This window comes from Mesorhizobium sp. J428 (assembly GCF_024699925.1).
Classification (GTDB): Bacteria; Pseudomonadota; Alphaproteobacteria; order Rhizobiales; family Rhizobiaceae; genus Mesorhizobium_A.
This window is the reverse complement of the sequence record NZ_JAJOMX010000001.1, coordinates 2,613,995-2,638,739: the sequence shown is the minus strand read 5'-3', so window position 1 is coordinate 2,638,739 and position 24,745 is coordinate 2,613,995. Positions and strand designations below refer to the sequence as shown.

Here is a 24,745-nt window from a genome sequence, read left to right as displayed (position 1 = left end):
TGCCGGCAAGTGCCGGTCGCGAACGCCTAAGGCCGGTCGAAACCCTCATAGAGGAAGTATCCGAAGTCCGCCGGCATCGCCCGGCCCGATGTGTCGAACGCCGCCATGCCGACGAAGGCGCCGGTGAAGGAGCCGTGCTCGCCGCGGCCGCCTTCGTCGGAAATCAGCGACTGGTCGAGCATCTCGCCCACGGGCATCCAGTCCCCGCCGGTGGAATACGAAAACTGCAGCGCAGCGCCGTCGACGTCGGCGCGCAGTCCGATCTCGCCGTCCGGCAACGGGATCGGCTCGGGCAGGCCGAAGGTCAGCTTGCCGTTCTGCCAGTCGCCTAGGCAGGACATGATCATCAGCGCGCGGCCGGCCTTGGGCGTATAGGTCACCGCCAGGAAGTGGAACTTGTGGCGGTTGTAGTAGCTCACCAGCCCCGCCGCCTGCTGGTAGGTTTCCGGCTGGAATGCGAGCGACGTCTCGGCGCGGTAGATGAAATGCTCCTGCCGGCGCGCGACCAGCGCCTGCTCGAACCAGCTTCCGATCGACTCGCGGCCGAAGAGGCGCAGCCCCTTGCCGGGCAGCGCAAAGATGCGCTCCGGCACCGGCGTGCGCAGCCACTGGAAGTCGAGCGGCAGCGTAGCATCGGCGAAATCGTGGCGGATGGAGACCGAGCGGTCCGCCCTGCTGCCCGCCGTTCCCCTCGGCGCATCGACTTCCAGCGCCGGCACCTGCCCGCCATGCGCGAGATACAGCCAGCCGTCGTCGCGCCACTCGCATTTCTGGATCGCCGTCTCGCGGCCGAGCGGCGAGCGGCGCAGACCGGGCAGAGGCCGGCCGGTCAGGTGCGTGTGGTAGACCTCGCCGTCCGGCGTCTCGACGATCTGGCCGTGGCCTGCACGCTGCAGCGGCGCGTCGGGCGCGTCCTTCGAGGTAATGAGATGCGTGCCGGGATGCAGTTCATAGGGCCCGGCGATGTCGCGCGAGCGGGCCATGGTCACCGCGTGGTCGTATCCAGTGCCGCCTTCCGCGGTGGTCAGATAATACCAGCCGTCGCGCCTGAAGAGATGCGGCCCCTCGACCAGCCCGTGTGTCGAACCGGCGAAGATGTTGCGGATCGGGCCGACGAGCTTCTGCGCCTTCGGGTCGTATTCCTGCAGCAGGATGCCGTCGAAGGACGGATGCTTCGGGCTGCCGCCGACGCCGTGCGAGATGTGGTTCCACTGCATGTTGAGGAACCACTTCTTTCCGTCGTCGTCATGGAACAGCGACGGGTCGAAGCCAGACGAATTGACATAGACCGGGTCCGACCACGGGCCTTCGATCGCGGGCGCGGTGACGATGTAGTTGTGCGCGTCCTTGAAGTTGCCCTCCAGCCGCTTCACGTCGGTGTAGACCAGCCAGAACAGGCCGTCGGCATAGGACAGGCACGGCGCCCAGATGCCGCCCGAGTCCGGATTGCCGCGCATGTCGAGCTGGCTCGCGCGATCCAGCGGACGCTTCACCAGCGTCCAGTTCGCCAGGTCGGTCGAGTGGTGAATCTGCACGCCCGGATACCACTCGAAGGTCGATGTCGCGATATAGTAGTCGCGGCCGACCCGGCAGATCGACGGATCGGCATTGAAGCCGGGCAGGATCGGGTTGCGGATCTTTGTCATGCGTGCGGCTCCTCCCAAAGCCCGTTTCGTCGATGCGTGGCGCAGGGACCCCCCTCTGCCCTGCGTGGATAGCCTACTTCCTCGCCGGTCCCTTCCGCTCCGCCGACGCCGCCCAGAGGTTGATGTCCGCTTCCTTGGCGTAGGTGTCGATCTCGGCGAGTTCGGCCGGGGTGAAATCGCGGTTGTCGAGTGCTGCGACGCAGTCTTCGACCTGCTCGGGCCGGCTCGCGCCGATCAGGGCCGTGGTCACGCGGCCGCCGCGCAGCACCCAGGCGATCGCCATCTGCGCCAGCGTCTGGCCGCGGCGGCTGGCAATGCCGTTCAGGGCGCGGATGTTCTCAATCGTCTTGTCGTTGAGGAAATCCTGCCGGAGCGACTTGCCCTGCGTGGCGCGGCTGCCCTCGGGAATGCCCTTCAGATACTTGTCCGTCAGCATGCCCTGCGCCAGCGGCGAGAACACGATCGAGCCGACGCCCAGACCGTCGAGCGTATCGAGCAGGCCGTCGTCCTCGATCCAGCGGTTGATCATTGAATAGCTCGGCTGATGGAGGATGAAGGGCGTGCCCAGCTCGCGCAGGATGGTCGCCGCCTCGCGGGTGCGCTGCGAGTTGTAGGAGGAGATGCCGACATAGAGCGCCTTGCCGGAGCGCACCGCATGGTCGAGCGCGCCCATCGTCTCCTCCAGCGGCGTGTCCGGGTCGAAGCGGTGGGAATAGAAGATGTCTACATAGTCGAGGCCCATCCGCTTCAGGCTCTGGTCGAGCGAGGCGAGCAGGTATTTGCGGCTGCCCCATTCGCCGTAGGGGCCGGGCCACATGTTGTAGCCGGCCTTGGTGGAGATGATCATCTCGTCGCGATAGCCGGCGAAATCGGTGCGCAGCATCTCGCCGAAGGCCAGCTCGGCCGATCCGGGCGGCGGGCCATAATTGTTGGCGAGGTCGAAATGGGTGATGCCGAGATCGAAGGCCTTGCGCGCGATCGCCTGCTTGGTGGCGTGCGGCGTGTCGTCGCCGAAATTGTGCCAAAAGCCGAGCGACAGTGCCGGCAGCTTCAGGCCCGACGTGCCGCAGCGGTTGTAGATCATCTTGTCGTAACGGTTCGCGGCGGGCTGCCAGGCCATCTGCGTCTTCTCCCGGTATCGTCGGCCCATTGCCGATCTGTCATGTCTGGTTCTAATCGATTAAGGGGCGGCGCTCCAGTATTTCGACAGCGAAAGTCGCCGGTTCTGCAATCGATTACATTGATTTCCAGGCTTCGACGCGAAAGAGTCCGGCGAAGCACGCGAGGGGGAATGCCGAACCGCCAGCCGACCGTACGCGACGTCGCACAAGCCGCCGGCGTCTCCGCCGCGACGGTGAGCCGGGCGCTGTCCTTTCCGGACAAGGTGTCCGAGGCGACGCGGCTCAAGGTGCTGCGCGCGGTGGAGCAGACCGGTTACGTCGTCAACCAGCTCGCGCGCAACCTGCGGCGGCGAATGACGAGCGCCATCGTCGTGCTGGTGCCGAACCTCGGCAACCAGTTCTTCTCCCACATCATCGCCGGCATCGAATCCGCCGCAAGCCGCGCGGGCTACACGGTGCTGGTTTCCGACACCCGCCCGCCGGGCGGCGGCGAGATGCTGATGGACTTCGTCCGCAACAATCGCGCCGACGGGCTGATCTCGCTCGACGGCAATCTGCCCGGATCGGTCCTGTCCGCCGCCGGCGGGCGCGGCATGCCGACGCTGGTCTTCGCCTGCGAATGGCGCGACGGGCTCGGCGTTCCCTCGGTAAGGTTCGACAATGAGGGCGGCGCGGAGCTGGCGGTCGACCACCTCGTCTCGCTCGGCCACAGCCGCATCGGCCACCTGCTCGGCCCGCCCGGCAACGTGCTGACTGATGCCCGCTTCGCCGGCTACAGGCGGGCGATGGCGCGGCACGGCCTGCCGATCCGCGCGGACTGGATCCTGCAGGGCGACTTCACGCTGGAGTCCGGCGTGCAGGCCGGGCGCGCATGGCTGGAGTTGGTAGAGCGCCCGCGCGCGGTGTTCCTCGCCAATGACGAGATGGCGTTCGGCTTCATCTCGGAACTGCACCGCAAGGGGGTCGAGGTGCCGCGCGACCTGTCTGTCGTCGCCTTCGACGACATCGACATCGCGGAGCGCTACATCCCGGCGCTGACCACGGTGCGACAGCCCCGGCACGAGATCGGCGAGGCGGCGTTCGCAACGTTCCTGAAGGCTTTCCACGGCGAGACGACCGAACTTGTCCGCACACTGCCGGCGACGTTGATCGTGAGAGACAGCACCCGGCCGGCCTAGCCGGCCATGTGGCCACCCCACGGGCCGTGATGCGCGCCAGGGCCATCGATGCGCTCGAAGCCGTGGGCGCCGAAGAAGTCGCGCTGGGCTTGGATCAGGTTCGCCGTTCCCCGCGCCAGACGATAGGCGTCGAAATAGGCCAGCGCCGACGAGATGGCAGGCACCGCGAGGCCATGCGTGGCGGCCGTTGCCACGACGCGGCGCAGCGACGGCTCAGCCTTCGACACCATCGAGACGAAGGCGCGCGAGACGAGAAGGTTGGGAAGGTCGGCCTTCGCCTCGAAGGCGGAGGCGATGGTGTCGAGGAACTGCGAGCGGATGATGCAGCCGGCGCGCCAGATCCGCGCCACCGTCGCCATCGGCAGGTCCCAGCCGAACTCCTGCGAGGCTGCGCGCATCACCGCGAAGCCCTGTGCATAGGCGCCGATCTTGGCGGCGAACAGCGCCTGTTCCAGATCCGCGATCAGCCCGTCGCGATCGGCCGGATCGATCGACTTTACGGGCGACCCATAGGCCCGCTCGGCCGCGTCGCGCTCCTGCCGCATCGACGACAGGCTGCGCGCGGCGACCGCCGCCTCGATGCCGGTGGCCGGGACGCCCATCATCTGCGCCTCGATCACGGCCCAGCGGCCGGTGCCCTTCTGGCCGGCGCTGTCGACGATCACATCGACCATCGGCCGGCCGGTCTGCGGGTCGTCGGCGGCGAGCACGGTGGAGGTGATCTCGATCAGGTAGGAGTTGAGCGGGCCTTCGTTCCAGCGGCCGAAGACATGGCCGATTTCCTTCGGCCCCATGCCGAGCCCGTCGCGCATGACGCCGTAGACCTCGGCGATCATCTGCATGTCGGCATATTCGATCCCGTTGTGCAGCGTCTTGACGAAATGGCCGGCGCCGTCCGGACCGAGCCATGCGGCACAGGGCTCGCCGTTGTAGGCGGCGGCGATCGCGGTCAAAACCGCTTCGACGCGCTGCCAGGACTCCTTGGCACCTCCGACCATGATGGAGGGGCCGTGTCGTGCGCCCTCCTCGCCGCCGGACACGCCGACGCCGAGGAACTCGATGCCCGAGCCCTCGAGCTCGGCGAAGCGGCGCATCGTGTCGCGGAAATTGGCGTTGCCGGCGTCGATGATGATGTCGCCCGGCGACAACAGCTTGCGCAGCGCGGCGATCTGTTCGTCGACCGCCTTGCCGGCTTGGGTCATGATGATGATCGGCCGCGGCGGCCGAATGGCGGCGACGAGGTCGGCGAGCGTGGTAAGGGAACGATGTTTTCGCGCAGGTCCTCGGCATTCTCGAAGAACAGGCCGGTGCGCGAGGCCGTGCGATTGTAGACCGCGATCGGATGACCTTTCTCGGCGATGTTGAGCGCGAGGTTGGACCCCATCACGCCGAGCCCGATCAGTCCGATTTCAGCATGCGACATCGCTTCTTCCCTTAAATTGTTCTGGGTACTCTTTGCGAGCTTGGAGGGAATGATGAACAGGCGGGTCGCATTCCGTCAACGCAACTTCGTGCATGAAATCCATGCAGAATCGCGGCAACGGCTCAATTAGCGAGAAATTCGGCTCGCATCGGCGTGAACGTGTCTATCAGCACGCCGGCCTCCAGGGCGCGGCAGCCATGCCATTCGTCGCCCGGCACGATGAAGCTCTGGCCCTTAGTCAGCACTTCGGTGCGGCCGGAGATGGTCACCTCGAAGGCGCCCTCTGCGACATAGCTCGCCTGGATGTGTGGGTGCCGGTGCAGCGAGCCGACCGCGCCCTCCTCGAAGGCGACCTCCACCACCATCAGCTGGTCGTTGTAGGTCAGGATGCGACGCTTGACGCCGGGCTCGGTCGGGGTCCAGTCCGCCTCGCCCGGTCTCACGAAATTGTCGCTCGCGGTCATCGAGTTCTCCTAGCGTGCCAGCCAACCGCCGTCGACCGGCAGGATCGCGCCGTGGACGTAGTTCGCCGCGTCGCTGGCGAGGTAGACCGCCGTGCCGCCGATGTCCTGCGCGCTGCCCCACCGGCCGGCCGGAATACGCTTGAGGATGTCGGTCGACCGCTCCGGATCGTTGCGCAGCGCCTCGGTGTTGTTGGTGACGATGTAGCCCGGCGCGATGGCGTTGACGTTGATGCCCTTGGCCGCCCACTCGTTCGCGAGGATGCGGGTGAGCCCGGCGAGACCGCTCTTCGCGGCCGTGTAGGAGGCAATGCGGATACCGCCCTGGAACGACATCAGCGAGGCGATGTTGACGATCTTGCCGGTGCGCTCCGCCGCGAAGACGCGGCGGGCAAAGGCTTGGCTGAGCAGGAAGACGCTCTTGAGGTTGACGTCGAGCACGTCGTCCCAGTCCTGCTCTGAGAAATCCACCGCCGCCGCGCGGCGGATGATGCCGGCATTGTTGACGAGGATGTCGATCGGGCCGTGCGCCTCCCAGGCGGTGTCGAGCATCGGCGCCACGCTCGCCGTCCTGGCGAGATCGGCCTTGAGCGCAACGACCTTGCCGCCGGCGTCGCGGATCGCGGCTTCGGTCTCGGCCATCGACGAGCGCCCGACCGCGAGCACTTCCGCGCCAGCCGCGGCGAGCGCGACCGCGATACCCTGGCCGATGCCGGTGTTGGCGCCCGTCACCATGGCGCGCCGGCCTTCAAGGCTGAACAGACCGCTCATCTCAGATCTCCCATTGCGACCATGTCGACGTCCTTGTAGTCGACATTGTCGCCGGCCATGGCCCAGATGAAGGTGTAGTTCGAGGTGCCGGCGCCCGAATGGATCGACCAGCCCGGCGACAGGATCGCCTCCTCGTTCTTCACGATCAGATGCCGCGTCTCGTTTGGCTCGCCCATGAGATGGACGACGCGCGCGTCCTCGCCCAGCGCGAAATAGAGATAGGCTTCGGAACGCCGGTCGTGCACGTGGCAGGGCATGGTGTTCCATACCGAACCCGGCGCCAGCACCGTCATGCCGACGACGAGCTGGCAGGTCTGCAACACGTCGGGATGGATGAACTGATAGATCGAGCGCTCGTTCGACGTCGCCTGCGCGCCGAGGTCGAGACGGTTCGCCTCGCCGATCCGCACCAGCCGTGACGGATAGGAATGATGCGCGGGGGCGCTGAGCAGGTAGAACTTCGCCGGGTTCGCGGCATCCGCGCTGGCGAAGAAAACCTCCCCGGCGCCCATGCCGAGATAGAGCATGTCGCGATGGTCGAGCGTGAAGCTGTCGTTGCCGGCGGAGATCGTGCCCTTGCCGCCGATATTGACCGCGACGAGCTCGCGGCGATCGAGGAATGATGGCGTGCCGGCCTGCTTGACGGGCTCGAGCTTTAGCGCGGCGCCCGCGGGCGTGGCGCCGCCGACCACCATCCGGTCGTATTGCGAATAGGTGAGCCTGATCTCGCCCGGGACGAACAGGCTCTGGATCAGGAATTCCGCCCGGAGCCGGTCGGTACCGTAGCCCGCCGCTGCCTGTGGATCGATGGCCTGTCTGACTTCAACATGCATGGCTTGCAGTCCCTGTATGAAAGATGATCGTCACGCCCTGGCGGCGGAGCGCGGAAGGTCGCCGCCGTGCAGCAGGCTCTGGTAGCGGCGCTGGCTCGCCGACAGGTGCCGCCGCATGGCGTCGCGTGCCGAGGTGGCGTCGCCGTCGATGATGGCGTTCATGATGTCGCGATGCTCGGCCTGCAGCCGCTGCTGGTAGTCCGAGGATTGCAGCAGGCTGGCCGAGACCGTCGTGACCAGATCGCGCGGGATGGTGCGTCGGCCGAGCACGTCGAGGATCTCGACATAGAACGGATTGCTGGTCGCCGCCGCAATCGCCCGGTGGAATTCGAAATCCGCCGCGCCGGTCGGCTCGCCGCGGCTCAGCTGCGTGTCGAACGCGGAGAAGGCCACGCGGATGTCGGCTTCCTGCGAGGCCGTCCTGCGCTGTGCCGCGAGCGCTGCGGCCTCGATCTCGATCGCCATGCGCACCTCCAGCACGTTGAGCACCATGGAGACCTTGCCGGTCATGTCGGCGAGCAGGCTTCCGAGCATGGCCTCAGGCCGATCGTTGACGAAGACGCCTGCACCCTGGCGCGCGGTGACGAGCCCGTCGGCGGCGAGCCGGGTGACCGCCTCGCGCACCACGGTCCGGCTCACTCGATGCTCCTCGGTAAGCTGCTGCTCGGTCGGCAGCCGCGCGCCCGGCTTGAGGTCGCCCGAGGAGATCCGGGTCCGGATCTCCTCGACGAGCCGGTCGGCCAGCTTGGGCCTGCGGAGGGGGGCCAGCGTTTCGTCGCTCATCGCCATGCTCACCTGAACACGGCCGGCAGCCACAGCGAGAGCGCCGGGATGTAGGTGACGAGCAACAGAACGACGACGCCGGCGCCGTAGAACGGCCAGATCGACCGCATCGCCTCCCACACGGTGATCTTGCCCACCGCACAGGCCACGAACTGCACGCCGCCGACCGGTGGCGTGTTCAGGCCAATGCCGTAGTTGAGGATCATGATGACGCCGAAATGCACCGGGTCGATGCCATAGGCCTGGACGATCGGCAGGAAGATCGGCGTGGTGATGATGATGGTCGGCCCCATGTCCATGAAGGTGCCGAGCACGAGCATGATGACGTTGAGCAGGAGCAGGATGATGATCGGATTGTCCGAAATCGTCTGCATCCATGCGACCAGCGTCGCCGGCACCCGCAGGAAGGCCATAAGCCAGGAGAAGGCTGCCGCCGTGCCGATGATGAGCAGCACCATCGCCGTGGTGCGCACCGCGCCCATGGTAGCGTGGACGAAATCCTCCCACCTCATCTGGCGGTAGATCGTGAGCGTGACCAGCAGCGCGTAGAGCACAGCGATGCAGGAACTCTCGGTCGCCGTGAAGATGCCTGAACGGACGCCGCCGAAGATGATGGCGATGAGAAGCAGGCCGGGCGTGGCGACCGCGAAGAGATAGACGATCGCACCGAAGCCGGGGAAAGGCTCGGTCGGATAGCCGCGCTTGCGCGCGACGAAATAGGCCGTGACCATGAGGGACGCCGCGAGCAGCAGGCCGGGGATGACACCGGCGGTGAAGAGGTCGGCGATCGAGATCTTTCCGCCGGCCGAGATCGAATAGATGATCATGTTGTGCGACGGCGGCAGCAGCAGCGCGATCAGCGCCGCCATGGAGGTGACGTTGACCGCGTAGTCCGCGCCATAGCCGCGCGCCTTCATCTGCGGGATCATCAGGCCGCCCACCGCCGCGGCTTCCGCGACCGCCGAGCCCGAGATGCCGCCGAAGAGCGTGGCAGTGACGATGTTGACCTGGCCGAGGCCGCCACGGATGTGGCCGACCAGCGAGGCGGCGAAGGCGACGATGCGCTGGGCGATGCCGCCGCGCACCATCAGGTCGCCGGAATAGATGAAAAAGGGAATAGCCAGGAGCGAGAAGACGCTCATGCCGGAATTGAGCTGCTGGAAGACGACCAGCGGCGGCAGGCCCATGTAGAGCACCGTCGCGAAGCTGGCGACGCCGAGGCAGAAGGCGATCGGCGTGCCGATCAGCATCAGGAGCGTGAAGGTACCGAAGAGGATCCACAGTTCCATCGTCAGGTCCTCTTCGCCAATTCTGCCGCGTCGCGGCGCACTTCCTCGACGTTTTCCAGTTCGACGGCGATTTCAGGCGGCGGCAGGTCGTCGAGGATGTCGTCGATCGGCGCGCCCGTGAAGCGCAGCACGATGCGCTCCAGCGCGAAGAGCGAAACGAGCAGGCCGCCCGCGACCACCGGCACGTAGTCCCAGCCGCCGGAGATGTGCAGCGCCGGCATGACGGTGCTCCAGGTCAGTCCGACGAGCTTGCCGCCGTACCAGATCATGCCGATGCCGAAGGCGAGCACGACGATGTCGGAGGTCATGCGCAGCCATTTCTTCGCCGCCGGGGGCAGCACGTAGAGCAGCACGTCGAAGCCCATGTGGTTGTTTTCGCGCACGCCGACCGCCGCACCGAGGAAGATGAACCAGCTCATCAGCATCACCGCGCCGGGCTCGGTCCAGCTCGGCGAGTCGTTCAGCACGTAGCGGCAGAACACCTGGTAGGCGACGGTAACCGTCATCACCACGAGGCCGAGGCCGGCGAGGTAGAGCGCTGTAGTGTTGAGGCGCGAGAGGATGGGCACGCCGGTTCGTAGGTCGGTGGACATAGATGGCTCCGCAACGCCTAAAGCACTCCCCTCACCGTCTGCCTTCGGCAGCCACCCCTCCCCCCGTTCTGGGGGCGAGGTGGATCGGGCGAAGCCTGAGACGGCGAGGGGTCATTCCACTACTTCACAAGCTCACTGGACCGCCTGGACGTCGGCGACCATCTTCTTGAGCACGTCGTCGGTAACGTGCTTCTCGTAGACCGGCTTCATCGCGTCGATGAAGCCCTGCTTCTCCGGCGTGGTGATCTGCGCGCCCGCGGCCTCTACGATCTTGCGCGATTCCGCGACCTTGGCGGACCACAGCTCACGCTGCTTGGCGACACTGTCGGTGGCGGCCTGCTTGAAGATCGCCTGGTCCTCGGGCGTCAGCTTGTCCCACGCGCCCTTGTTCATGACGAACACTTCGGGAAGGATGGTGTGCTCGTCGAGCGAGTAGTTCTTCGCGACCTCGAAATGCTTGGCGGTGTCATAGCTCGGGAAGTTGTTCTCCGCGCCGTCGATGACGCCGGTCTCGATGGCCGAATAGACCTCGCCATACGGCATCGGAGTGGCGTTGGCCCCGAGGGCCGCGACCATGTCGACGAAGATGTCGGACTGGATGACGCGGAACTTCAGGCCCTTCATGTCGGCCACCGAGTTGATCGGCTTGGTCTTGTTGTAGAACGAGCGCGCACCGGCGTCATAGAAGGCGAGAACGACCAGCCCGGCCGGCTCGAACGCCGCCTTGATCTGGTCGCCGATCGCACCGTCCATCACCTTGTGCATGTGCTCTTCCGAGCGGAAGAGATAGGGCAGCGCAGGCACGATGGTCTCCTTCACGGTGCCGTTGAACGGCGCCATCGAGACACGGTTCAGCTCGATCACGCCGGAGCGGACCTGCTCGATCGTGTCCTTCTCCTGGCCAAGCTGGGCCGAGTGGTAGACCTCGACGGAGTAGCGCCCGTTGGTGCGCTCCTTCACCAGTTCGCCAAAATACTTGACGCCCTCCACGGTCGGATATCCGTCCGGATGCGTGTCGGACGATTTCAGCACGGTCTGCGCCAAAGCGCTTGCCGTCATCAGGGCAGTCACGGCCACGGCGGCCGCCAGTGTGCGTATCAGGTTCATGCTTTCCTCCCATTGTTCCTGACGTTGCAGTTCAGAGTCGGTAGGCGCACTTGGCCAGGCGGTAGGCGAGATCGTGGGCAAGCTCCGCCGCTTCATCGTCGCGAAGCTGGCCCGCGACCACGAGGTCCGCGAGGTAAGCGCAGTCGACCCGCCGGGCCACATCGTGCCGGGCGGGTATCGAGGGAAAGGCGCGGGTGTCGTCGTTGAAGCCGACGGTGTTGTAGAAGCCGGCGGTCTCGGTCGTCAGCTCGCGGAAGCGGCGCATGCCGGCCGGGCTGTCAAAGAACCACCAGGCCGGGCCGAGCCGCAGGCACGGATAGACGCCGGCCAAGGGTGCGAGCTCGCGCGAATAGACGGTCTCGTCGAGCGTGAAGAGGATCACGGTGAGGTTCGGCTCAAGGCCGACAGCGTCGAGCAGCGGCTTGAGGGCCTGCACGTAGTCGGTGCGGCCAGGGATGTCGAAACCCTTGTCGCGGCCGAAGCGGGCGAAAATGTCGGCCGAGTGGTTGCGACGCGAGCCGGCATGGATCTGCATGACCATGCCGTCCTCGACACTCATCTTCGCCATCTCCGTCAGCATCTGGGCGCGGAACAGGCGCGCCTCGTCGGGCGTCGCATCGCGGGACGTGACGATCTGGTAGAGCTTGGCGGCCGCGTCGGCGGACAGGTTCGCGGTGTCGGCGCTCGGGTGGCCGTGGTCCGTTGCCGTGGCGCCATGGTCGCGGAAAAAGGCGCGACGACGACGGTGCGCCTCCAGATAGCCCTGCCATGTGCCGGTGTCGCAGCCGGTGATTTCGCCCAGAACCCGGATATTGTCGCGAAATCCCTCGAAATCGGGATCTGTGACCGAATCCGGCCGGTAGGTCGTCACCACTCTGCCCTTCCAGCCCGACTGCTTGAGCTGGGCGTGCCAGCGCAGGTCGTCGAGCGCGCCTTCGGTCGTGGCGATCACCTCGATGTTGAAGCGCTCGTAGAGGGCGCGCGGGCGGTAGTCGTCCTGCTTCAGCTTCGCGTCGATGGCGTCGTAGTAGAGATCCGCCGTTGAGGCTGAGAGCGGAGCGTCGAGACCGAACAGGCTCTCGAACGTGTGGTCCAGCCAAAGCCGCGAGGGCGTGGCGCGGAAGAGATGATAGTGCTCGGCGAACAGCCGCCAGATCGCGCGCGGATCGGTCTCGACCGCGCCGCCGTCGACCCGCGGCACACCCAGCCGCTCCAGCGGCACGCCCTGGCTGAACAGCATGCGGAAGATGTAGTGGTCCGGAACGACGATGAGCTGGGCGGGATCGGGAAAGTTGGCATTCTCGGCAAACCAGCGCGGATCGGTGTGGCCATGCGGGCTGACGATCGGCAGGTCCTTGACCGACGCGTAGAGTTGTCGCGCTATGGAACGCGCAGCCGCGTCGGCGGGAAACAACCTGTCGTCGCTCAGCAGGGGCACGCTGGACTTTCCTCCCGAGAACTCCTTGCGATGAACTGGTATGGAAGCATACATGTTATGTCAACACGGAACTGGACGAAATTCGTATGATGAATATTGAGCGGCTGGCCTTCGATGCCGAGACACGTCCGACGATCGCCAAGCGCATCGCGGAATCGCTGCGCGATGCGATCGTCTCACTGGATCTCAAGCCCGGGGACACAATCTCGGAGAGCGATATCGCGGCGCGGTTCGGCGTCTCGCGCCAGCCGGTGCGCGAGGCCTTCATCCAGTTGGCAGAGCAGGGGCTGCTGCGGATACGGCCGCAGCGGTCGACCGAAGTGATCCGCATTTCGATCCGCGACGTGTTGAATGCGCGCTTCGTGCGCGAGGCGCTGGAGGTGGCTGTGGTGCGCAAGGCCGCGACCGAATGTGCCGAGATGCCGGCCGATATGTTCGACGAGCTGTTCAAGGCGCAGACGGACGCGTCCGACGCCAACGACTATCGTGCCTTCCACGCCAAGGACGACGCGTTCCATCGGTTGATCGCCAAGCTGTCGGGCAACGAGTTCGTCTGGAAGCTGATCGACGCGCAGAAGGTGCAGATGGACCGCGTGCGCTATCTCTCGCTCAAGCTCGGCATGCCGGCGACGATCCGCGAGCACCGCGACATTGGCGAGGCGATCCTGTCAGGCAATCCGGACCTCGCCGAGGCGCATATGCGCAAGCACCTGCGCAAGATCGACACGCAGATCCACCAGATCCGCGATCTCAACCGGGAATACTTCCAGGAGGAGTAGGGGCAGTACGCGGTAGGCAGTAGGGAACAAGTGCTGACGGCGACGTACGGTCAATACCGATCACAGTCTCGGCGAAGCCGGGCGCAGATCATTCTACTGCCTACTGCCTACCGCCTACTGCCTTCTACAGCTTCGTCCAGGCAGCGTTCTTGTTCGATGACCTGACGCAGGCTTCGACGAACGCCACGCCTTCAACGCCGTCGGCAATGGTTGGATAGACTACGTCCTTTGCCGGCTTTCCATTCTTCCTGCGCGCCGCGCGGATGGCGCGGGCGGCTTCGGCATAGATGGTCGCGAAGCCTTCGAGATAGCCTTCCGGATGGCCAGACGGCACGCGGCTGACGCGGGCTGCGGCCGGCCCCGCGCCGGCACCTGCGCGGGTGATCAATTGCTTCGGCTCGCCGAAGGGCGTGAACCAGAGATGGTTCGGCTGTTCCTGGCTCCACTCGATACCGCCCTTTGTGCCGTAGACGCGCAGCTTCAGCGCGTTCTCATTGCCCGGCGCCACCTGGCTCGCCCAGAGCATGCCCTTCGCACCGCTCTTGAAGCGCAGCATGACATGGGCGTTGTCGTCGAGCAGGCGTCCCGGCACGAAGGCCTTGAGGTCGGCGGAGAGGCTGTCGAGCTCCAGTCCGGTAACGAAACGCGCGAGGTTGTAAGCATGCGTGCCGATGTCGCCGGTCGCACCGCCGACGCCCGACTGCTTCGGGTCGGTGCGCCAGACCGCCTGTTTGGCGCCGGTGTCCTCAACCTTGGTGGTCAGCCAGTCCTGCGGATATTCCGCCTGAACGACGCGGATCTCGCCGAGTTGGCCCTTCTGCACCATGTCCCGCGCCTGCCGGATCATCGGATAGCCGGTGTAGTTGTGGGTCAGCACGAAGACCTTGCCGGACTTCGCGACGAGTGCTGCCAGCTTCTTGGCGTCGGCAAGGTTCGACGTCAGCGGCTTGTCGCAGATGACGTGAATGCCGGCATCGAGGAAAGCTTTCGCCGCCGGCCAATGCATGTGGTTGGGCGTGACGATCGACACCGCCTCTATGCCGTCGGCACGCTTCGACTCGGACTTCGCCATTTCCTGGAACGAGCCGTAGCTGCGCGCCGGATCGAGGCCGAGTTCGGCCGCGGAAGCCTTGGCCTTTTCCGGGCTCGACGACAGCGCGCCGGCGACCAGCTGGAACTCGCCGTCGATGCGTGCCGCGATGCGGTGCACGCCGCCGATGAAGGCGCCCTGCCCGCCACCCACCATGCCGAGCCTGATCGGCCCATTGCCGGATTCGATCGTCTTGCCGCTGACCATTTTGTCCTCCCGTGTGAGGGCAGTAAGGCAATAGGGCAGTAAGGCAGTAGCGAAACGAAGCGCGACCTGTCCGCTCTCGATCTGCCGCCCAGCCGCCTCCTACCGCTTCCCCTACTGCCCCACTGCCTTACTGCCCTATTCCCCTATTCCTCAAATCCCCATCAGCTTCCGCAATGCCGCCTTGTCCGGCTTGGCGCCGGCGAAGTCGTCAAAGGCTTTTTCGGTCACGCGGATGATGTGGCTTTCGATGAAGGGCGCGCCTTCGGCGGCGCCGTCTTCCGGATGCTTCAGGCAGCATTCCCACTCCAGCACCGCCCACGAGTCGTAGTCGTATTGCGCTAGCTTGGAGAAGATGCCGGAGAAATCGACTTGGCCGTCGCCCAGCGAGCGGAAGCGGCCGGCGCGCTGAACCCAGCCCTGATAGCCCGAATAGACGCCCTGGCGTCCGTCCGGATTGAACTCGGCATCCTTCACATGGAAGGCCTTGATGCGCTCGTGGTAGATGTCGATGAAGGCGAGGTAGTCGAGCTGCTGCAGCAGGAAGTGCGACGGGTCATAGTTGATGTTGGCCCGCGTGTGGCCGCCGACTGCGTCGACAAACATCTCGAAGGTAGCACCGTCGAACACATCCTCGCCCGGATGGATCTCGTAGCAGAGGTCGACGCCGGCCTCGTCATAGGCGTCGAGGATCGGCTTCCAGCGCTTGCCGAGTTCGGCGAAGGCCTCCTCGATCAGGCCGGCCGGCCGCTGCGGCCAGGGATAGAGATAGGGGAAGGCGAGCGCGCCGGTGAAGGAGACCGAGGCCGTCAGCCCGAGGTTCTTCGACGCTTTCGCGGCATATTTCATCTGCTCCACGGCCCATTTCTGACGAGCCTTCGGGTTGTTGTGCACTTCGGGCGGCGCGAAGCCGTCGAACATCGAATCGTAAGCCGGGTGCACGGCGACCAGCTGCCCCTGGAGATGGGTCGAGAGTTCGGTGATCTCGACGCCCGCATCGGCGCAGATACCTTTCACCTCGTCGCAATAGGTCTTCGACGAGGCTGCCTTCTTCAGATCGAACAGGCGTCCGTCCCAGGTCGGGATCTGAACGCCCTTGTAGCCGAGCCCGGCCGCCCACTTGGTGATCGCAGGCAGAGAATTGAACGGCGCGGCGTCGCCGCCGAACTGTGCCAGGAAGATTCCCGGCCCCTTCATGGTCTTTGGCATCTGATTGTCCTCCCAGACGAACTTTTTAAAAGGCTGTGGTGCCAAAGCGCAATGGCACGCCGCTGCCACAAGCATTCGTTCGTTCTGGTATGACCAATGACGGACGATCGGTCAAGGGCCGGAAACGCCCAAGAACATTGTTCAAACGCTGTGAATCCACTGCAAATCACCTCTTTACAGGGTCTTGTCACGTATCACCGCTGCGAAGATGCAGTTTGCTTGCGGGGGGTGGAAAAATGCGTTACTCGTCCAATTGCTTGATTTTGGTCTAACCAGTTTTCAAAGTGGTGGGACCGGGAGGAAAATCGGGCGAGGGATCGTGACGCGCGTTTTCGCGCACCTCGTCCGCGCAGGAGCATCTGGAGAGGAGACATCATGCATCTTTCGACACACAACTGGATGCGCGCCGAGCCGTTGGAAACGACGCTGAAGCGCATCAAGAAATTCGGCTACGAGTCGATCGAGATCTCGGGCGAGCCGGAGCAGTAAGACCAACGAGACGCGCGCGCTGCTGAAGGAGCACGGCATCCGCTGCTGGGGTGCCGTGACGCTGATGCTCGGCGAGCGCAACCTCGCGGCCAAGGACCAGGGCCAGCGCGAGCGCTCCGTGCAGTACGTCAAGGACGTGCTGACGATGGTGAGCGAACTGGACGGCGAGATCATCACGCTGGTGCCCGCGACCGTCGGCAAGGTCGTGCCCGACGCGACCGAGGAAGAGGAGTGGAAGTGGGTGGTGGACGCGACCCGCGAGTGCTTCACCCACGCCAAGAAGGTCGGCGTGCGGGTCGCGGTCGAGCCGCTGAACCGCTTTGAAACCTATCTCTTCAACCGCGGCGAGCAGGCGCTGGCGCTGGCCGACGCGGTATCGCCGGAGTGCGGCGTCTGCCTCGATGCCTACCACATCCACATGGAGGAGTTCGACGTCAAGGAAGCCATTCAAAAGGCGGGCAAGCGCCTGTTCGACTTCCACGTTGCCGACAACAACCGTTTTGCCGCCGGTCTCGGCACGATCAACTGGAAGCAGCTCGTCGGCTGGCTGCGCGAAGCGGGTTACGACGGCGCGCTCACCAACGAGTTCGTCGCGCCGGTCGACCGCACGCCCGCCAACCGCTACCCGGACATGGTCGAACGCAACCCGGTCGACATCTCGCCCGAGCAGCTCAAGTTCATCCAGGACCACGGCTCCTCGGTGCTGACCGAGAAATTCTACACCGACCAGATGCGGATCACCGCGGAAACCCTGCTGCCGCTGATCAAGTGATGGGTTCGAACACAGTCGAGAGAAAGCCGTCCCGCAATAGCGGGGCGGCGACGGGGTAGCGACATGCGCATCGCACGAATCCAGGCATGGTGGGTGAGGATACCGATCGAGGCCGCGCGCCAGCACAAGAGCGACTTCGGCCAGATCACGACCTTCGACGCCGCCATCGTCAGGGTCGAGACCGACACCGGCATCGTCGGCTGGGGCGAGGGCAAGAACGCCGCCGGCAGCGCCGGCACCTACGGCGCGCTGGTGTCGCTCATCAACAACGAGATCGCTCCCGCGCTGCGCGGCCGCGACGCGCGCGATATCAACGGCATCTGGGAGATGCTCTACAACGGCGTGCGCCACCAAAAGGCTGCCGCGTCCGGCCACGTTATGCCGGTTCTGGCGCGCCGGGGACTGACGGTTGCCGCGATCAGCGCGATCGACATCGCGCTGTGGGACATCCTCGGCAAGTCGCTCGGCGTCCCGGTGTGGCAACTGCTCGGCGGCCGCAAGAGCGAGCGCATGCCGGCCTATGCCTCCGGCGGCTGGGCGAGTGCCGACAAGATCGGCGAACAGCTGCAGTCCTATATCGACAAGGGCGGCTTCAAGGCAGTGAAGATGCGGGTCGGCTCTATGGACGGGGCGCCGCACGTTTCGTCCGAACGCGTGCATGCAGCGCGCGAAGCGCTCGGGCCGGGGGTCTCGATCATGGTCGACGCGCACGGCACCTACACCGTCGCCGACGCCAAGCGCTTCGCGCACATGGTGCGCGACTGTGACCTGGCCTGGTTCGAGGAGCCGGTGGCGGCGGACGACAAGCAGGGCATCGCGGAGGTTCGCGCGGCCTGCGGCATCCCGATCGCCGTCGGCGAGAGCGAGGCGACCCGCTTCGACTTCCGCGATCTCGCAGTCGCTCGCGCGGCCGATGTGTTCCAGCCGGACCTCGGCTTCTGCGGCGGCATCTCTGAGGCGATGAAGATCGGTGCGATCGCGTCGGCCTTCAACATCCGGCTCGCCCCGCATCTGTGGGCCGGCGCGCCGGCTTTTTATGCCGGCCTGCATGTCTGTGCAGCGTCACCGTCGAGCTTCATTCTCGAATACTCGCTGGGCGCCAACCCGATGCTGCACGATCTGGTGGTGGAGAAACTCGATGTGGCCGAAGGAACCATTGCCATTCCGGACGCCCCGGGGCTAGGCATCACTGTCGACGAGGATTTCCTGAAAGCCCACGCAATGGGTGGCTGAAGCCATGGCCGAGAAAGATTTGCTGCCGCATCTCGCGGCGTTCCTGATCGCGGAATCGGATGCGGAAAGCCACCGCACTCCGTCCGAGCGGGAGCTTGCCGAGCATTTCCAGGTTTCTCGGGGTCAAATCCGCGAAGCGCTGGCGATCCTTGAGGCGATGCGGCTTGTCGAGCGCCGGGCGAAGTCGGGCATCTATCTCACCAAGCGCGAGGCGAGCGTCGAGGCGATGGCGCTCTTCGCCCGCGCCGGCCTGCCGCTCGACCCGGTGCAGATCTACGAGACCGTCGAGCTGCGCAAGATCCACGAGATCAAGGCCGCGGAGCTTGCCTGCACACGAGCGACGGAGGAGAACTACGAGGCGCTGCGCGAAATCCTGCGCGCCTCGGAAGCCAAGGTCGCGGCCGGCGAGCCGATCCATAAGGAGGATCGAGATTTCCACCTCGAGATCGTGCGCGCGACCAAGAACAGCGTCTTCTACCGGATCTGCACCCTCTACTACGTCATGGGAGAGGGCCGGCTGCCGATCTATTTCAACGACCCGGAGCGCGGCCGCAAATCGCATGCCGAGCATCTGCAGATCTTCGAGGCGCTGGTCCGGCGCGACGGCAACCTCGCCCAGGCTCTTATGAACGCGCATCTCCAGGGTGCGGAGAGCTATTGGAAGGGCCTGATCAGCGAGATGGACATCAAGGAAGGCGTGCGTCTGGAAAATGCCTGACGCGGCCGCCCCGGTCATCTTCTCGACGCACGCGCTGCATCCCGCCGCCGCCGCGGCGCTCGACGGCGTTGGCAGGCTCAGGGTCGCAACCGCGCTTGATGCCGCTACACTGGTCGCGGAGTCGCGCGATGCCGCCGCCATCATCGTTCGCGCCAACCTGCCCGAGACGATCTTCCAGGGGGCTCCGTCGCTGCGCGCGGCGGTTCGGCATGGCGCGGGCCTGGACATGATCCCGATGGAGGCGGCCACGGCGGCCGGCGTGCTGGTCGCCAACGTGCCGGCCGTGAACGCCCGCTCGGTCGCGGAGCACGTGTTCTTCGTGACCATGGCGCTGCTCAGGCGCTTCCGGATGATGGACCGCGACCTGCGGACCGCCGGCTGGCTCTCAGGCCGGGCACATGCGGAGCGCACCAACGAACTGTCCGGCCGTCGGATCGGCATCGTCGGGGCACGGCGCAGTCGGGCGGCAGGTGCAGGCGATCGCCGCGCAGGGCTTCGGCCTTGAGGTCGCGGTCAACAGCCGGAGCCGGCCGGACAATCTCGGTGAGGCTGCGTTCCTGGATGTCGACGCCCTCGTCGCGCAGAGCGACGTGATCGTGCTGTGCTGTCCGCTGACGCCGGAAACGCGCGGCCTGATCGACGCCCGCCGGATCGGCCTGATGAAGCCGGGCGCGCTGATCGTCAATGTCGCGCGCGGGCCGGTGATCGTCGATGAGGCGCTGGTGGCAGCGTTGCGCGAGGGACGCATCGGCGGGGCCGCACTCGACGTCTTTGCGACCCAGCCGCTGCCGCCGGACCATCCCTATTTCTCCTTCGACAACGTGATCGTGACGCCCCACATGGCTGGCATCACCGAGGAGAGCATGATGCGTATGGGAACGGGTGCGGCGGCCGAAGTCGTGCGCATCCTGCACGGCGAACTGCCCGTCAACCTGCGCAATCCCGAGGTTCTCCCGGCCTACCGCGCCCGCTTCGGTTGAGCAGAAGCCGCCGCTGTCGCGCCTGACGCGATGTGACAAGACGACTCCATTCGTTAGATCCCCGCCACCTCGGCGCCGCATTCGCTCCACATTCCGCCCCCGTTTCGCCCCTAGGCGCCGAACAGGATCAACGGCAAAGGGTGCCTAAGGAATGCGGAACGGTTTCGGTGTTGTCGTGGCAGTGGCCATCGCGGGGGCGACGTTTTCAACGAATTCAGCCTTCGCCCAGTGCGGACGCGCATCGTGGTATGCGCTTCACTCCAAGACGGCATCGGGCGAACGGATGAACCCCTCGGCCATGACGGCGGCGCACCGCTCGCTTCCCTTCGGCACGAAAGTGCGCGTCACCAACAAGCACAACGGCAAGAGCGTGGTGGTGCGCATCAACGACCGCGGCCCGTTCATCAAGGGCCGGGTGATCGACCTCTCCAGGGGCGCTGCGAAGCAGATCGGCATGATCTCGCGCGGCCATGCCTCGATCTGCATGGACAGGATCTGACGACGGAAAGCAGCGAAGGCTGGTGAAGGCGTAGCGCCTGCCGCGCCTTTTTCGTGCTCAGCCGAGCATCAGCAGCGCGATCATTCCCGCGCCGCCGACGATGATGCGCCACCAGCCGAACAGTGCGTAGCCGTGGCGCGAGACGTAGTCGAGCAGGAAGCGCACCACGATCACGGCCGAGATGAAGGCCATGACGAAGCCGGCCGCGATGATCGGCAAGTCCGCCGCGGAGAGGATGTCGCGGTTCTTGTAGAGGTCGTAGGCGAAGGCGCCGGCCATCGTCGGCATCGCAAGGAAGAACGAGAACTCGGCAGCCGAGCGCTTGTCGGCGCCCATCAGCAGCGCGCCGACAATGGTCGCGCCTGAACGCGAGGTGCCGGGGATCATGGCCAGGCACTGGAACAGGCCGATCTTCAGGCAGAGCGACAGCGGATAGTCCATCACATCGTGATAGCGCGGCTGCAACGCCCAGCGGTCGACCCACAGCAGCACAACGCCGCCGATCAACAGCATGATGCAGATCAGCATCGGCGTCTCGAACAGCACCGTCTTGATGAAATCGTGCGCCAGCGCGCCAATGAAGGCTGCCGGCAGGAAAGCGACGAGAATGCCGAGCACGAAACGCTGCGTCCTGCCGTCGCGCGGCAGGTCGACGAGGAGCTTCCACAGCCGGCCGAAATAGACCGACAGGATGGCGAGGATCGCGCCGAGCTGGATCAGCACCTCGAAGGCCTTGCCGGTCGATTCGAAGCCGAGGAAATGGCCGGCAAGCAAGATGTGCCCGGTGGACGAGACCGGAATGAACTCGGTCAGACCCTCCAGCAGGCCGAGCAAGAGCGCCGAAACGATGGACTGGTCCTGCATGGGGAGCTCCGGGAGGGCGGCTTGCTTGTCATCGACGGGTCGAGCCCGTATAGGTCGGCACGAATCCCGACCTCGACGGGTGGCGCAGGATTAGCCGCCCCGACGGTAAAACGCCAGTACCGCGACGGGGCCTTCCGCAACCTCGCCGGTGCGTCCAGAACGGATCGATGCTGACTCTCTTCCACCATCCCATGAACGCCGCCAGCCGTTTTGTCCGGCTCGCCTTTGGCGAGTATGGCGAGGAGCTGGAACTGATCGAGGAAAAGCCGTGGGCGCGGCGCAAGGAGTTCCTAGCGCTCAACCCGGCCGGCACCCTGCCCGTGCTTCTGGCGGAAGGCGACGTGCCGATCGTCGGCGCCAACGTCATCGCCGAATATGTCGACGAGACACGCGGCGTCCTCAAGCGCGACAAGCGCCTCTTCGCCGAGGATTCGATCGGCCGCGCCGAGATCCGCCGGCTGTGCGACTGGTATCTGGTGAAGACCGAGAGCGAAGTGACGCGCCACCTGGTGCGCGAGCGGGTATTCAAGCCGCACATGCCATCCTCGCAGGGCGGCGGCTCGCCCGATTCGGCCGCGATCCGCGCAGCGCGGGCCAACATCAAGCAGCACCTGAAATACACCAACTGGCTGGCAGGAACGCGCGACTGGCTGGCCGGAACACGCATGAGCTATGCGGACCTCGCCGCCGCCGGCACGCTGTCGATCCTCGACTATCTCGGCGAGATCGACTGGGCGGAGAACGTCGCGGCGCGCGACTGGGCACAGCCGAATCAAATCCCGTCCGGCCTTCCGGCCGCTGCTCAACGACCGCGTGCGCGGCCTTTCCCCCGCTGCGCACTACGCCAATCTCGACTTCTAGGACGATGCGCGCGGCACCGGCATCGAGACCGGAGACGCTGCGGCCGTTCATCGATCGCGAGGCGAGGCGGCTCGGCTTCTCGACCGTCGCCGTCACCACGCCCGATTCGATCCCGCTCGCCCGCGAGCGGCTGGCGGCGGCGCTGTCGGCCGGCCATCACGGCGACATGGACTGGCTTGCGGAAACCTTCGAGCGGCGCGCCGCGCCCGCCGTGCTGTGGCCGGAAGTGCGCAGCGTCATCATGCTTGCGATGAACTACGGTCCCGATGAGAACCCGCTCGGGCTGCTCGACCGCAAGGACCGCGCCGCGATCTCGGTCTACGCCCGCAACCGCGACTATCACGACGTCATCAAGGGCAGGCTCAAAGAGCTGGCGGGCAAGATCGCCTCACGCGCCGGCGGTGACGTGAAGGTCTTCGTCGATACCGCGCCGGTGATGGAGAAGCCGCTGGCCGAGGCCGCAGGGCTCGGCTGGCAGGGCAAACACACCAATCTCGTCAGCCGCGAATTCGGCTCCTGGCTCTTTCTCGGCTCGATCTTCACCACGGCGGAGCTGCCTCCCGATGCGCCGGAGGTCGACCATTGCGGCTCGTGCCGCGCCTGCCTGGACATCTGCCCGACCAATGCGTTCCCCTCCCCGTACCGGCTCGACGCGCGGCGCTGCATCTCCTACCTGACCATCGAGAACAAGGGGCCGATCCCGCGCGAGTTCCGCGTCGCGATCGGCAACCGCATCTATGGCTGCGACGACTGCCTGGCAGCCTGTCCGTGGAACAAGTTCGCCGCGGCGGCATCCGAGGCGAAGCTGGTCGCCCGCGACGATCTGAAGGCGCCGCGCATCGCGGACCTGCTGGCGCTGGACGACGGCGCGTTCCGGACATTCTTCACCGGGTCGCCGGTGAAACGAATCGGCCGCGACCGCTTCGTGCGCAACGTGCTCGTCGCAGCCGGTAATTCGGGAGACGCCTCGCTGATCCCGCTCTGCCGGGACCTGCTCGGCGATCCCTCGACCCTGGTGCGCGGGGCGGCTGTGTGGGCGTTGTCGCGGCTGATGGAGGATCAGGCATTCCAGGCGCTTTCGGGCGACATGGAGGCCGGGGAGAGCGACGCCTCGGTTCGCGACGAATGGACGGCCGCACTCAGCGAGCGGCGCGAAAGGCTGACAGCATGACCATGCGGATCTTCCTGTTCGGCGCCGGCTATTCCGCCCGCGCCTTTGCGAGGCTTGCGGCAGGGGAAGCGGACGCGATCGCGGGCACGACCCGCACGGAGAGCAAGGCGGACGCGCTACGCGCCGCTGGCATCCAGCCCTTCCTGTTCGACGGCGCAGTGTCGCCACAGATCGCGGCAGAACTCGCACAAGCCACGCATCTGGTCATTTCAGCCGCGCCAACCGAGACGGGCGACCCGGTGATCGCGACCGCGCACGACCTGCTGGTCGGCGCGACACCCGCGCTGCGCTGGATCGCTTATCTCTCCACAGTCGGTGTCTACGGCAACCATGACGGCGCATGGATCGACGAGACGGCCGAGTGCCGCCCCCGCCCCGGCCGCTCCGACAACCGGCTGGAAGCGGAGAAGGAGTGGAGCGACCTCGCCCGCGAGCGTGGCGTCCCGCTGGCGATGCTGCGGCTCTCGGGCATCTACGGCCCCGGCCGCAACGCATTGGTCAACCTCGAGAACGGGACCGCGCGCCGCATCGTCAAGCCGGGCCAGATATTCAATCGCATCCATGTCGACGACATCGCCGGCAGCCTGCTCCATCTCGCGCGGTACAAGACCGGCGGCGTCTTCAACGTCACCGACGACGAGCCCTCGCCGCCGCAGGACGTCGTCGCCTTCGCGGCCGGGCTGATGGGCGTCGCGCCGCCGCCGGAGATCGACTTCGACACGGCGGACCTGACGCCCATGGCGCGCTCCTTCTACGGCGAGAACAAGCGCGTCTCGAACGCGAAACTGAAAGCCACCGGCTATTGCTTCGTCCACCCGAACTACCGCGCAGCGCTCACCGCGATGTGGGAGAAGAGCAACTGGCGGCGATAGGCGCGAGACTATTCAGTCACCGCGCTTGCCAAAGGTCGTCTTCTTCAGCGCTTCTTCAAGCCTTACCAGGTGTTCCGCCGGCATTTCTTCCGTCGCATAGGATTTGCGGGAGTCCTCAGGGAATCTCGCTTCATAGGCTTCGACATTCATAAGAACGAAGCGGGCCTTGCCGTGCCGGGTGATCGAGACAGGCTCGCGACTTGCCGCGTCCAGGACGTCGCCCAGCCGCTGCTTCAAATCGGTCGACGGATATTCGCGCATCGGAGCCTCCACTCGGAATATGAGACAAAACAGACATTTTGTCTATTCTTTGTCCGAACTGAAGTGGAGATCGCGAAGAGATACTGTTTTCCGGACATTC

Annotated in this window: 21 protein-coding genes and 4 pseudogenes; 10 read left to right on the top strand and 15 right to left on the bottom strand. The window is 65.7% G+C overall.

What is annotated here, in order from left to right; translation table 11 throughout:
• Nucleotides 1-26: 26 nt before the first annotated feature.
• Together LRS09_RS13300 and mgrA are read right to left on the bottom strand one after the other, a co-directional pair.
• Nucleotides 27-1,646, bottom strand: coding sequence for a glycoside hydrolase family 43 protein (locus LRS09_RS13300; RefSeq protein ID WP_257807246.1), 1,620 nt, complete (start codon nucleotides 1,644-1,646; stop codon nucleotides 27-29).
• 73 nt (nucleotides 1,647-1,719) lie between these two features.
• On the bottom strand, nucleotides 1,720-2,766 hold the full coding sequence (gene mgrA / locus LRS09_RS13295) for an L-glyceraldehyde 3-phosphate reductase (RefSeq protein ID WP_257807245.1): 1,047 nt from the start codon (nucleotides 2,764-2,766) through the stop codon (nucleotides 1,720-1,722).
• Nucleotides 2,767-2,937: 171 nt separating this feature from the next.
• Here mgrA and LRS09_RS13290 point away from each other — a divergent pair, with 171 nt between their 5' ends.
• Complete coding sequence (locus tag LRS09_RS13290) at nucleotides 2,938-3,945, top strand: LacI family DNA-binding transcriptional regulator (protein ID WP_257807244.1); 1,008 nt, start codon at nucleotides 2,938-2,940, stop codon at nucleotides 3,943-3,945.
• Here LRS09_RS13290 and gndA read toward each other — a convergent pair.
• The 9 genes and pseudogenes from gndA to uxaC all read right to left on the bottom strand — a co-directional run bounded on the left by gndA (nucleotide 3,942) and on the right by uxaC (nucleotide 12,697).
• Nucleotides 3,942-5,368: pseudogene (gene gndA, locus LRS09_RS13285) on the bottom strand (NADP-dependent phosphogluconate dehydrogenase). The gene LRS09_RS13290 and the pseudogene gndA sit on opposite strands and share 4 nt — an antisense overlap.
• Before the next feature lie 122 nt (nucleotides 5,369-5,490).
• Nucleotides 5,491-5,832, bottom strand: a complete 342-nt coding sequence (locus LRS09_RS13280) for a cupin domain-containing protein (protein WP_257807243.1) — start codon at nucleotides 5,830-5,832, stop codon at nucleotides 5,491-5,493.
• Nucleotides 5,833-5,841: 9 nt separating this feature from the next.
• Complete coding sequence (kduD, locus tag LRS09_RS13275; RefSeq protein ID WP_257807242.1) at nucleotides 5,842-6,600, bottom strand: 2-dehydro-3-deoxy-D-gluconate 5-dehydrogenase KduD; 759 nt, start codon at nucleotides 6,598-6,600, stop codon at nucleotides 5,842-5,844.
• Nucleotides 6,597-7,433 (bottom strand): 5-dehydro-4-deoxy-D-glucuronate isomerase, encoded by an 837-nt coding sequence (gene kduI / locus LRS09_RS13270; RefSeq protein ID WP_257807241.1) that lies wholly within the window; start codon nucleotides 7,431-7,433, stop codon nucleotides 6,597-6,599. The genes kduD and kduI overlap by 4 nt, the downstream gene beginning before the upstream one ends.
• A gap of 30 nt (nucleotides 7,434-7,463) precedes the next feature.
• On the bottom strand, nucleotides 7,464-8,216 hold the full coding sequence (locus LRS09_RS13265) for a FadR/GntR family transcriptional regulator (protein WP_257807240.1): 753 nt from the start codon (nucleotides 8,214-8,216) through the stop codon (nucleotides 7,464-7,466).
• 8 nt (nucleotides 8,217-8,224) lie between these two features.
• A complete protein-coding gene (locus LRS09_RS13260) occupies nucleotides 8,225-9,505 on the bottom strand; it encodes a TRAP transporter large permease (protein WP_257807239.1) in 1,281 nt (426 codons plus the stop codon).
• 2 nt (nucleotides 9,506-9,507) lie between these two features.
• A complete protein-coding gene (locus LRS09_RS13255; RefSeq protein WP_257807238.1) occupies nucleotides 9,508-10,098 on the bottom strand; it encodes a TRAP transporter small permease in 591 nt (196 codons plus the stop codon).
• A 132-nt stretch (nucleotides 10,099-10,230) separates the two neighbouring features.
• Nucleotides 10,231-11,205, bottom strand: a complete 975-nt coding sequence (locus LRS09_RS13250; RefSeq protein ID WP_257807237.1) for a TRAP transporter substrate-binding protein — start codon at nucleotides 11,203-11,205, stop codon at nucleotides 10,231-10,233.
• A gap of 31 nt (nucleotides 11,206-11,236) precedes the next feature.
• Nucleotides 11,237-12,697, bottom strand: a complete 1,461-nt coding sequence (gene uxaC, locus LRS09_RS13245) for a glucuronate isomerase (protein WP_374684837.1) — start codon at nucleotides 12,695-12,697, stop codon at nucleotides 11,237-11,239.
• A gap of 32 nt (nucleotides 12,698-12,729) precedes the next feature.
• Between uxaC and LRS09_RS13240 the strand changes: the two genes are divergently transcribed.
• A complete protein-coding gene (locus tag LRS09_RS13240; RefSeq protein ID WP_257807235.1) occupies nucleotides 12,730-13,422 on the top strand; it encodes a GntR family transcriptional regulator in 693 nt (230 codons plus the stop codon).
• Nucleotides 13,423-13,546: 124 nt separating this feature from the next.
• Here LRS09_RS13240 and LRS09_RS13235 read toward each other — a convergent pair whose 3' ends face one another.
• Nucleotides 13,547-14,719, bottom strand: coding sequence for a Gfo/Idh/MocA family protein (locus LRS09_RS13235; protein WP_257807234.1), 1,173 nt, complete (start codon nucleotides 14,717-14,719; stop codon nucleotides 13,547-13,549).
• Between the two features lie 150 nt (nucleotides 14,720-14,869).
• Entirely contained in the window at nucleotides 14,870-15,925 is a 1,056-nt protein-coding gene (locus LRS09_RS13230; protein WP_257807233.1) for a sugar phosphate isomerase/epimerase, read from the bottom strand.
• A 375-nt stretch (nucleotides 15,926-16,300) separates the two neighbouring features.
• On the opposite strand from LRS09_RS13230, the pseudogene LRS09_RS13225 reads away from it, so the two are divergent.
• The 5 genes and pseudogenes from LRS09_RS13225 (at nucleotide 16,301) to LRS09_RS13205 (ending at nucleotide 20,616) form a co-directional block, all read left to right on the top strand.
• Nucleotides 16,301-17,186 (top strand): annotated as a pseudogene (locus LRS09_RS13225) (sugar phosphate isomerase/epimerase family protein).
• Nucleotides 17,187-17,249: 63 nt separating this feature from the next.
• Nucleotides 17,250-18,419 carry a mandelate racemase/muconate lactonizing enzyme family protein gene (locus tag LRS09_RS13220; protein WP_257807232.1) on the top strand — a complete coding sequence of 390 codons (1,170 nt, stop codon included), beginning with the start codon at nucleotides 17,250-17,252 and terminating at the stop codon, nucleotides 18,417-18,419.
• 4 nt (nucleotides 18,420-18,423) lie between these two features.
• A complete protein-coding gene (locus LRS09_RS13215; RefSeq protein ID WP_257807231.1) occupies nucleotides 18,424-19,137 on the top strand; it encodes a FadR/GntR family transcriptional regulator in 714 nt (237 codons plus the stop codon).
• Nucleotides 19,130-20,117, top strand: a pseudogene (locus LRS09_RS13210) (NAD(P)-dependent oxidoreductase). The gene LRS09_RS13215 and the pseudogene LRS09_RS13210 overlap by 8 nt, the downstream one beginning before the upstream one ends.
• Nucleotides 20,118-20,268: 151 nt before the next feature.
• Nucleotides 20,269-20,616: a septal ring lytic transglycosylase RlpA family protein gene (locus tag LRS09_RS13205; protein ID WP_257807230.1), complete on the top strand. Its 348-nt coding sequence runs from the start codon at nucleotides 20,269-20,271 to the stop codon at nucleotides 20,614-20,616.
• A 57-nt stretch (nucleotides 20,617-20,673) separates the two neighbouring features.
• On the opposite strand, the gene LRS09_RS13200 is transcribed toward LRS09_RS13205, so the two are convergent.
• Complete coding sequence (locus LRS09_RS13200; RefSeq protein ID WP_257807229.1) at nucleotides 20,674-21,480, bottom strand: undecaprenyl-diphosphate phosphatase; 807 nt, start codon at nucleotides 21,478-21,480, stop codon at nucleotides 20,674-20,676.
• Nucleotides 21,481-21,647: 167 nt separating this feature from the next.
• Here LRS09_RS13200 and LRS09_RS13195 point away from each other — a divergent pair.
• From LRS09_RS13195 to LRS09_RS13185, 3 genes and pseudogenes are all read left to right on the top strand, one after another.
• Nucleotides 21,648-22,341: pseudogene (locus LRS09_RS13195) on the top strand (glutathione S-transferase family protein).
• Between the two features lie 4 nt (nucleotides 22,342-22,345).
• Nucleotides 22,346-23,512 carry a tRNA epoxyqueuosine(34) reductase QueG gene (queG, locus tag LRS09_RS13190; RefSeq protein ID WP_257807228.1) on the top strand — a complete coding sequence of 389 codons (1,167 nt, stop codon included), beginning with the start codon at nucleotides 22,346-22,348 and terminating at the stop codon, nucleotides 23,510-23,512.
• 2 nt (nucleotides 23,513-23,514) lie between these two features.
• Nucleotides 23,515-24,384 carry an SDR family oxidoreductase gene (locus LRS09_RS13185; protein ID WP_374684912.1) on the top strand — a complete coding sequence of 290 codons (870 nt, stop codon included), beginning with the start codon at nucleotides 23,515-23,517 and terminating at the stop codon, nucleotides 24,382-24,384.
• A 12-nt stretch (nucleotides 24,385-24,396) separates the two neighbouring features.
• Here LRS09_RS13185 and LRS09_RS13180 read toward each other — a convergent pair whose 3' ends face one another.
• The gene (locus LRS09_RS13180) at nucleotides 24,397-24,645 is read right to left on the bottom strand and encodes a type II toxin-antitoxin system Phd/YefM family antitoxin (RefSeq protein ID WP_257807226.1); all 249 of its coding nucleotides are present in this window, start codon (nucleotides 24,643-24,645) and stop codon (nucleotides 24,397-24,399) included.
• Nucleotides 24,646-24,745 lie beyond the last annotated feature (100 nt).